The organism is Streptomyces sp. NPDC059455, from assembly GCF_042750115.1.
Lineage (GTDB): Bacteria > Actinomycetota > Actinomycetes > Streptomycetales > Streptomycetaceae > Streptomyces > Streptomyces endocoffeicus.
In genome coordinates this window covers 18,807-28,238 of sequence record NZ_JBHYVB010000007.1, presented here as the reverse complement: position 1 = coordinate 28,238, position 9,432 = coordinate 18,807, and the positions used below count along the sequence as shown (strand labels likewise).

General features: G+C 69.4%; 7 protein-coding genes. 2 read left to right on the top strand and 5 right to left on the bottom strand.

The window, feature by feature from the left end; genetic code table 11:
- Nucleotides 1–148: 148 nt before the first annotated feature.
- Complete coding sequence (locus ACFXB5_RS03960) at nucleotides 149–1,723, bottom strand: sodium:solute symporter family protein (protein WP_385202098.1); 1,575 nt, start codon at nucleotides 1,721–1,723, stop codon at nucleotides 149–151.
- Nucleotides 1,724–2,037: 314 nt separating this feature from the next.
- On the bottom strand, nucleotides 2,038–2,820 hold the full coding sequence (locus ACFXB5_RS03955; RefSeq protein ID WP_385202096.1) for an SDR family oxidoreductase: 783 nt from the start codon (nucleotides 2,818–2,820) through the stop codon (nucleotides 2,038–2,040).
- Between the two features lie 155 nt (nucleotides 2,821–2,975).
- On the opposite strand from ACFXB5_RS03955, the gene ACFXB5_RS03950 reads away from it, so the two are divergent.
- Nucleotides 2,976–3,803: a hypothetical protein gene (locus ACFXB5_RS03950; RefSeq protein WP_385202094.1), complete on the top strand. Its 828-nt coding sequence runs from the start codon at nucleotides 2,976–2,978 to the stop codon at nucleotides 3,801–3,803.
- Between the two features lie 133 nt (nucleotides 3,804–3,936).
- Here ACFXB5_RS03950 and ACFXB5_RS03945 read toward each other — a convergent pair whose 3' ends face one another.
- The 3 genes from ACFXB5_RS03945 to ACFXB5_RS03935 all read right to left on the bottom strand — a co-directional run bounded on the left by ACFXB5_RS03945 (nucleotide 3,937) and on the right by ACFXB5_RS03935 (nucleotide 6,463).
- The gene (locus ACFXB5_RS03945; protein ID WP_075200332.1) at nucleotides 3,937–4,146 is read right to left on the bottom strand and encodes a DUF397 domain-containing protein; all 210 of its coding nucleotides are present in this window, start codon (nucleotides 4,144–4,146) and stop codon (nucleotides 3,937–3,939) included.
- Between the two features lie 193 nt (nucleotides 4,147–4,339).
- Nucleotides 4,340–5,233 (bottom strand): helix-turn-helix domain-containing protein, encoded by an 894-nt coding sequence (locus ACFXB5_RS03940; RefSeq protein ID WP_385202091.1) that lies wholly within the window; start codon nucleotides 5,231–5,233, stop codon nucleotides 4,340–4,342.
- A gap of 474 nt (nucleotides 5,234–5,707) precedes the next feature.
- Nucleotides 5,708–6,463 carry a GPP34 family phosphoprotein gene (locus tag ACFXB5_RS03935; RefSeq protein ID WP_385202089.1) on the bottom strand — a complete coding sequence of 252 codons (756 nt, stop codon included), beginning with the start codon at nucleotides 6,461–6,463 and terminating at the stop codon, nucleotides 5,708–5,710.
- 255 nt (nucleotides 6,464–6,718) lie between these two features.
- On the opposite strand from ACFXB5_RS03935, the gene ACFXB5_RS03930 reads away from it, so the two are divergent.
- Nucleotides 6,719–9,274, top strand: coding sequence for a D-alanyl-D-alanine carboxypeptidase family protein (locus ACFXB5_RS03930; protein WP_385202087.1), 2,556 nt, complete (start codon nucleotides 6,719–6,721; stop codon nucleotides 9,272–9,274).
- The last annotated feature ends 158 nt before the right edge of the window (nucleotides 9,275–9,432 follow it).

Below are 9,432 nucleotides of genomic sequence, written 5' to 3'. Positions count from 1 at the left end.
CTCGGGGCGAAAATAACCGCGCCCCCCCCACCTAGGGCGGGCCCCCTACCCGCGCCCCTAACCCCTCTACACCCACCCCGCGCCGCGCGCCGCCCCCCCCCCGGGGGGGCCCCCCCCGGCCCGGGTCATGGCCGCCGCGCGGAAGGCGTCAGTCCGTGGCGCCCGCGACCGACTTGCGGCCGTCCGCGTCGCCCTGCCCCGGCACCGACAGCGCGGCACTCGCTGAACCCGGCCCGTCGTCATCCGAGTTGAGCGAGGCGAGGATGGCATCGCGCTCCGGGGTGTCCTCCGGCTTGAGGTAGCCGATGACGATGAAGAGCACGAGCGAGACCGCGAGCGGGACGGAGATCTGGTACTCCAGGTTCACGCCTCCGTCGACCGCGTCGTTGATCGGGTAGTTGACCAGGTAGAAGGCGATCAGGCCCATGGCCCAGCTGACCAGTGCCGCCGTCGGACCCGACTTGCGGAAGGCGCGCAGCATGCCCAGCATCAGCGGGATCGCGATCGGTCCCATGAGCCCGGCGACCCACTTGATCACGACGGTGATGATGTCCCCGAAGAAGTCCGAGTTGACCTGGGTGGCGATGGCCATCGACAGGGCGAGGAAGAGCAGGGTGGTGTAGCGGGCCGCGAGCAGCCCGGTGCGGCTGCTCCACTCGCGTACGGACTTGAAGATCGCGGGCATGATGTCCCGGGTCACCACGGCCGCGATCGCGTTGGCGTCCGAGGAGCACATCGCCATGGTGTGTGAGAAGAAACCGACGATCACCAGGCCCAGCAGACCGTGCGGCAGCAGGTGTTCGGCCATCTCGGCGTACGAGTCGGCGGGCTTGTCCGTCTTGATGATCAGCGGCGCGACCCACATGGGGAAGAACAGCACCAGCGGCCAGACGAACCACAGGACGGCCGACAGCCGCGCCGAGCGCTTGGCGGAGTGGGCGCTGTCGGTCGCCATGTAGCGCTGCGCCTGGTTCCACATGCCGCCGTTGTACTCGAAGGTCTTGATGAAGAGGTACGCGAGCAGGAAGACCAGGGTGTACGGGCCGACGGTCGGCTGGTGGTGGCTGTCGGGGAGGTCGTCCCAGACGGTCCAGAAGGTGGAGAAGCCGTCCAGTTCATTGAGCACGGCGATCAGCATCGCGATGCCCGCTATGAACTGGATGATGAACTGGCCGAGTTCGGTGAGCGCGTCGGCCCACAGCCCGCCGACGGTGCAGTAGATGGCGGTGACCACGCCCGTGATCAGGATGCCCTGGTTGAGCGAGACACCGGTGAAGATGGAGAGCAGGGTGGCGATGGCCGCCCACTTGGCGCCCACGTCGACGATCTTCAGCAGCACCCCGGACCAGGCCAGCGCCTGCTGTGTGGGCAGGTTGTAACGGTTCTTCAGATATTCGAGCGGCGAGGCCACCTTGAGTTTGCTGCGCACCCGGTTCAGACGCGGCGCGAAGAGGCTGGCCCCGATCGCGATGCCGATGGCGATGGGGAAGGACCAGGTGACATAGGAGGTGATGCCGTATTGGTAGGCGATGGCCGCGTATCCCGTGAACATCACCGCGCTGTAGCCGGACATGTGGTGCGAGATCCCGGACAGCCACCAGGGCATCTTGCCGCCCGCGGTGAAGAAGTCGCTGACGTTGTCCACACGCTTGTGGGACCAGAGGCCGATGCCGACCATGACACCGAAGTAGCCGATCAGTACAACCCAGTCGAGACTGTTCATGTCCCCTCCCAGGGGTCCGCCATATGAACGGGAGCGCACTTCGCCGCGACGTTCGTCATGGGCGGTTCCCCCGAGCGGGAGCGGGGTACTTCCGGGATTGAACCGCTCGTTCGGGTGACCGGTCAAGGGTTCTATAGGTCACGAATGTGAACGCAGGTCAGAAAGAAGAACCAATTTACGCTTTCTTGACCTGACGGGGCGTTGTCGTTCGCATGTCTGTACGCCCACGATGGGCGGGCACTTCGTCAGACGCACGCCCACCGATCGCTGGGTCGTACGGGAGCGGGATCCCGAAAGGCCGGACAGGAGTCGCGCTAACGCATCAGTTCACCGGCGTTCACCAGCAGCGACTGCCCGGTGATCGCCCGGGCCCGGTCGGAGGCCAGGAACGCCGCGGCCTCCGCCACATCCCCGTCCGTCGCCAGCTCCGGCAGGGCCATCCGGTCGGTGAGCCGGCTCAGCACCTCGGCCTCGCCCACGCCCTCGGTCTGCGCGGTGAAGGTCACATACGCCTGCACCGGCGGCCCCCACATCCACCCGGGCTGCACGGTGTTGACTCGTATCCGGTGCGGACCCAGCTCACGCGCGAGCGCGTACATGGCGGAGGTCAGCGCCCCCTTGGAGGCGGCGTACGCGGTCTGGCGCAGCTCGGTGGGGGCGGCGGACGACGACTGGGTGCCGATCAGCACGACCGAGCCGCCGTTCCGCTTCAGCGCGGGCAGACAGGCGCGGGTCATCCGGAGCGTCCCGAGCAGATTGATGTCCACCACCCGGGCCCAGGAGGCGAAGTCGGCGTCCTCCAGGCCGCCGAAGTGGCTGTCCAGCGCGGCCACATGGACCACGGCGTCGATCCCGCCGAAGCGGTCGAGGGCGAGCGCGGCGAGGGCCTCGCACTGCGCCTCGTCCGCGATGTCGGTGGGCCGCCAGGCGGTGTGCTCACCGCCCGGATCGACCTCCTCCGCCACCTTCGGCAGCCGTTCCCCGGTCCGCGCCCCCAACACCACCCGGGCCCCGTCCCGGACGCACGCGGCCACCACCCGGGCTCCCAGCCCGGGTCCGACCCCGGAGACGACGACGGTCTTGCCCTGCAGCGGCATGGCGGTCCCTCCCGTATCTGGCGTCGCGTCAGATTAGGGGCGCGGCCGTGAGATGACCAGAGCGCCACCGGCCCCGTTTTCGCCGTCCGATTCCGCGCACTTGATTCGTACGCACCCCTCCCCAACTGACGTCACGTCAGCTACACCTGAGGGACATGACAAGCGACGCGTACGCGGAACTGGCCTCCGTCGGCCCGTACGGGGTGCGCCCTGGCCATGCCCTGATCACCCTGGTCGAGCCGCACCCGGGCCATGAGTACGCCTACAACCGCTGGTACGAGGACGACCACTTCATCGCGGGCGCGATGGCCATGCCCTGGATCTACGCGGGCCGCCGCTGGGTCGCCACCCGTGAGCTGCAACTGCTGCGCTACCCCGAGAAGTCGGCGATCGCCCAGCCGGTGACCGCCGGCTGCTACCTCTCCGTCTACTGGCTCACCGAGGGCCGCTACGCGGACCACATGCGGTGGACGGTCGGCATCAACAAGCGGCTGCTGCGGGACGGGCGGGTCTACCAGGACCGTACGCACATCTTCACGGCCTTCCAGGACCACGAGGCCACCATCTACCGGGACGGGGCGGCCGGGCCGCGTGACCACCACGCGCTGGACCACCCCTACGCCGGGCTGGCACTGGAGGTGATCGAGAGCGAGGGCCCGGGGCAGCGGGAGGAGCTGCTCGCATGGCTCCGATCCAGACATCTGCCGCGCCGGCTCGCGGGCTCACCCGCCGCGATGGTGACGGTCTTCCGGCCGACCCCGCTGCCCTCGGACCGGATGTCGTATGTGAAGCAGGTCGAGGGGGTCGACACCCGGCTGACCCTGCTCTGGTTCCTGGAGTCCGATCCCCGCGAATGCTGGGACCCCTGTTTCACCGGTCTGGACGGTGAAGTGGCCGATGCCGGTCTCGGCCGGGTGGAATTCATGGCGCCGTTCATTCCGACGATTCCCGGTACGGACCAATACGTGGCGGAACTCCGCTGAAGCGGCGACGCGGGAAAGCGCCGGAAACGGCAAGAGCCCTCTCGGCAGGGACGGCGACCGGTCGAGAGGGCTCGGCTGCGGGCTTGGCGCTCCGCGCCGCCGACCGCGCTACCGCGGCCGGATGTTGCGGAGATCAGCCGAGGTCGAAGGCGCCTCGGCTGACGTCGGACACAAAGGCCGACCACGATGCGGGGGCGAAGCTGAGCGTCGGTCCCTGGGGGTCCTTGGAGTCGCGCACGGCGATCTCGCTGATGACCGGGGAGGAGATTTCCACGCAAGCGCCGTTTCCGGCGGAGTACGAGGATTTCACCCACATGCTCGTCTTTCCCTGCTGAATGGACACGATTGCTCCGATGCATTGTGTAGATGAGACGCACCCCCGATTGGAGGCGTCACCGACGTTACTCGGCAACATCGTCTGGAAAGCGGGCCATTCACTCGACCGGATGGCATATTCCCGTGGCCCCTTCCCCGGCGAGGCGCGGAGGTGTAATCTCCGCCCTTCGCCGTTCGCGCCGGAGCGTTTCCGTCCCTCCTCAGTCCGCCGGGGGCGCCTCGCTCTCCTCCTGGTGCCTGCGGGCGTGCTCCTGGGCCATCTCGGTGATGAACTGGCGGCTCTGATCCGCGTTCAGCGCCTGGGCCCGCAGATGCTCGTACATCATGCTGTAGCTCTGCACATCGCTGAGCTTCTCCAGATACAGGTCGCTGGTCACGCCCTCGAGATAGACGACGCTGGTGTCCGACTCGTCCGAGAACTCCAGGATGGTGAACTGCCCGCTCATCCCCGGATGCGACCCCATGTCGAAGGGCAGCGCCTGCACCGTCACATGGGGCTCGTGGCTCATCCGGACCAGATAGTCCAGCTGATCGCTCATGATCTTGGAATTGCCGACCACCCGCCGCATCGCCGCCTCGTCCACGACCGCCCACAGCCGCAGCGGCGCCAGTGGATCGGTGATCCGCTCCTGGCGCCTGAGCCGGACCTGGACCCGCTGGGCGATCTGGTCCTGAGGGGCCTCGGGCAGGGCGCCGCTGATCACCGCCTCCGCGTACTCCGGGGTCTGCAAGAGGCCGGGCAGCACCTGGGGTTCGTAGACCCGCAGCGACGCCGCGTCCGTCTCGAAGCCGATGTAGACGCTGTACGGCACATCGCCGAAGGCGTTCCACCAGCCCTGCTGGCGGGACTCCTTCGCCATTTGCATCAGGGAATCGACCAGCGCCTTGTCCTCCACCTTGTAGGTGCGGCACAGGTCGCGCACATCGCGCTGGCTGATGCTGCGGCGTCCGTTCTCCAGTCGGCTGATCTTCGACTGGGAGACCATCAGCTCCTCCGCCACCTCCTCCGCCGTCATGCCCTTCTCCTGGCGGAGCCTGCGCAGTTCCTGGCCCAACCGGCGTCGCCGGACAGTGGGGCCGACGTTCGATGTCACGGGACGTGCACCTCCGGCTTCGTACTGCTGATTTATGCTGCTCAGCAGCCTGCCACTACCGGACGGGGCCGCGCTGGGAAATGGCCGCACAAGGGCGGCCGCACAACGGTGGGCGAACGCGCGCGCGGGGCGGCGGGGCGGCCCCGGGGGCCAAAAAGCCCGGCCCCCCCCCCCCCCGCCGGACCGCCGGCCCCCCCCCGGGGGGGGGGGCAGCGGGGGGGGGGGGGGGGCGGGGGCTACCCCAACCCGCCCCCCCCCACCACCCCCCCCGCTTCAGCGGCTCCCGAACCGGGTCAGTGGGGACTGCGGTGCGGTCGGTGGAGCGTCAGTGGTGCTCGGTGCTGCTCGGAGCCGGACGGTGGCGCTCCGCCCCGGACGGTGCCGGGAGCGGTGTCCGCCGCCCCGCTGACGGGCTGCTGGTGCGTTCGACGGGCTGGGTGGTGCGTGCTGGTGCGATGGTGCCCCGAAGGGGCCTCAGCGCGCTCCGACGCGGGCCATGCTCCCGCGACGGGACGGCTGGGCCGGAACGCCGGCCGCGGGCTCCGCCGCGGCGCGCGTGCCCGGCTGTCGGCCCGGGCCCGCGGCCGGTGCGCGCCGTGGCTGCGCCGCGGCACCGTTCTGCACGTCCATCACGGCGTGCGCCACGAGACCGCCCATCGGGTCGTGCCGGATCAGATCCCGGAGCCTGGAGCGCGAGGAACGCCCCTCGTTCCCGGGATACAGGTGCTTGCCGAGCCCGACCGCGTGGGCCAGGGCGGCGAGCGCCGCGGTCCGCGGGTCCGGCGGTACGCCGGTGCGGATCGCACTGTCCAGCCGGGCCCTGATCTCCCGGCTGATCGCCGTCTCCGTCGCCTGGTAGCGCGTCGTCGGCAGTACGCCACACATCTGGCCCGCGACGGCATGCACCATGCCGCAGCGCTCCAGGTGCGTGAGGTACGTCTGGCGCAGCCCCAGCCGGGGCCCGCCGATCCAGTGGACCGCGCGCACCGGGCTGCCGCGTCGGCGCAGCAGCTCCAGTGCGGAGTCCAAAGTCGGATCTCCGGTCGGCCGTGGCAGCACCACGGCGATACGATCCCCGTCAGGGGCTATCCGTCCGGCCAGGGCCAGCTCTACTAGCTGTGCCCCGGCAAGACCGAGGTCAAGCGACTGCGGCTGCGCCGTGGTACCCGTGGTCGGGTCCAAAGCGAGCAGCAGAAGCTCCTCCGGAATTGTTCTGCGGCTCCTGCCCATCCATGCCTCCCCGCGTGGATGAATGACAGGGTGACCCCTCTCACATTGGTCTGTCGAGAGTGCCTGGGGGGTTTGGGTGGGAACCAGTAGGTATGTCGTTCTCGTCTAGCAGGTGGGCGGGCACCTGAAGACGCTCTCCGGCTGTGGCGATGCGCGATCGCGTGCCGGACACACAGGACACTGGTAGAGGTTGGGCTGCGGGACGTGACGCCATGGGGTGTAGGGCGTCCCGCGACACATATCGAGGAGGCATCGGTGGCGGGCGAGTCCCCCGGCAGGTCGGATCAGCAGAAGTCGTCGGGGGAGACGGCTAGGGGAGAGAGCGATCCGAGGCTCGCGATCTCGCGCGAAGCGGAGGCGGGCCAGGGCTCGACGGCGGTCGCCGTCGTGTCCGACGACCTCCGGTCGGGTTCCGAGGAGCCGGAGTCGGCTCCTGACGAGCCCGAGGTGACCTCCCAGGCGAAGGCCGAAGCGGAGGCGGAAGCGGAACCAGGGGCACCGGCGGTCGACCGGGGCGAAGCGAAGGTTTCTGGTGTTCGCGATAGTGAACAGGGCGAAGGTTCCGGGACGTCGAAGGCGAAGGCGGAGCCGGAGGCGGATGCCGGTGCATCGGACGAATCACCCAAGGGGGATACGGCCGAGCCCGACGCGGAGGCGGAAGCGGACGAGGACGGTGCGGACGGCGCCGATGACTCCAATGACGCCGATGATTCCAATGACGCTGACGACTCTGATGACGCGGATGCCGACGCGAAGGTTGAGGGTGCGTCCGAAGCCGAGTCGGATGAGGGCGGCGATGAGTCGTCGAAGCCGTCGGTGGATCAGCGGACGGCGGTCTTTCGTGCGGTGACGCCGAAGGAGGATGCCGACGCGAAGGTTGAGGGTGCGTCCGAGGCGGAGTCGGAGGGGGACGGTGACGAGCCGTCGAAGTCGTCGGTGGATCAGCGGACGGCGGTCTTCCGTACGGTGAAGCCCAAGGCGGACGCCGAGGGCAAGGACAAGAAGGGCGAGCCCGAGAAGGGCGAGCCCAAGAAGAAGGAAGAGGCCAAGGCGGACGAGCCCAAGGGCGAGTCCGGTAAGGCCGCCGCGTCCGACGCGGACGACGATGACTCTGACAAGCCGATCGACCGCCCGACGGCCGCCTTCGGCGTGCTCCCGGAGAAGTCCGGAAAGGGCGACAAGGGCGGTAAGAAGGGCATCGACCGGCCGACCACCGCCTTCAAGGCGGTCAGCCCCCCGGCTGACAGCGAGACGGCCGACGGCAAGACCGCCGACAGCAAGACGGCCGACAAGGCGTCCGACGCGAAGGCGTCCGACGCCAAGACGTCCGGCAAGAAGCCCGTCGGCGAGTCGGACAACGAGCGGACCAGCAAGTTCGTCCCGCTGCGGTCTCCCGACGACCCGGCCCCGCCGAAGCCCCCGGCCCCGCCCGCCGCGCCGAAGGCCCCCGCGGCCCCGCCCGCGGTCCCCGAGGCCGAGCGGACCAAGCAGCAGCCGCTGCCGCCGCTGGCCCCGGACGGCAAGCAGCCCGCGCCGCTCGATCTGCTGGCGCAGCTGACCAACACGCCGCCCAAGCCCGAGACGCCGCTGCGAACGGCGGTCCGCCGGGTCAAGATCTGGACGCCGTTGGCCGTGCTGCTGGTGATCATCCTGGGCGTTGCCCAGGCGCTGCGGCCGCTGCCGGATCCGTCGCTGAAGCTCACCTCGGACGCCGTCTACCGCTTCGGCGGCGGCGCGCTCTCCATGCCGTGGCCCGACCAGGGCCAGTCCGCCGCCGAGGTCGAGGGCGTCGGCAGCCTGGGCACCTCCGGGGAGCAGAAGCCCGTGCCGATCGCCAGCGTCACCAAGGTCATGACGGCCTATGTGGTGCTCAAGGACCATCCGCTGAAGGGCGACGCGGAGGGTCCGAAGATCAAGATCGACGCGCAGGCGGCCGAGGAGGCGAAGTCCGCCGACGAGTCGCGGGCGGAGGTCAAGGAGGGGCAGAGCTTCACCCAGCACCAGCTGCTCCAGCTGCTGCTGATCAACTCCAGCAACAACATCGCCCGGCTGCTCGCCCGCTGGGACGCCGGATCGCTCGACGCGTTCGTGAAGAAGATGAACGACGCGGCCGAGAGCCTGGGGATGAAGCACACCACCTACACCGACCCCAGCGGTCTGAAGGAGTCCACCAAGTCCACCGCGGCCGACCAGCTGAAGCTGGCCAAGGCGGCGATGCAGTCCGATGCGTTCCGGGCGGTCGTGGCCACGCCGAACACCAATATCCCGGGGCTCGGCGACCGTATCTACAACAACAACAATCTGCTGGTGAAGCCGGGTGTGATCGGTATCAAGACCGGTTCTTCCACCCCGGCCGGCGGTGCGCTGATGTGGGGCGCCGTGCGGACGATCGACGGCAAGAAGCAGCGGATCCTCGGTGTGGTCCTCGAGCAGCGCGCGACCACCACGCTGGACGCCAGCCTCCAGCTCGCGCAGACCAACAGCTACAAGCTGATCACCGCCGCGCAGGACGCCCTCACCTCGGCCACCGTCATCAAGAAGGGCGATGTCGTCGGCCAGGTCGACGACGGCCTCGGCGGCACCACGCCGGTCGTCGCCACCAAGGATCTGAAGGCGGTCGGCTGGTCCGGTCTGACGGTCGACATCAAGATCGGCGACGGCGGTAAGACGGTGCCGCACTCGGCCAAGGCGGGCACGGTCGTCGGCGAGGTGACCGTGGGCACGGGCCCCGGACAGCTCAAGGCGCCGGTGGCTCTTCAGAATGATCTGTCCGAGCCGTCGTTCGGCGCGAAACTGACCCGTATCGGCTGACCCGAGAGGGAAGTGGCATAGCGGGGACGAGAGGAAGTGGCCCCCGCGCGCAAACCCCCCGGGGCCCCCCCCCCGCCGGGGCCGCCCCCCCGGGGGTGGGGGGGGGGGGGCCCCCCCCGGGCCCCCCCCCGGCCCCCGGGTTGGACGGCGGGGGGGGT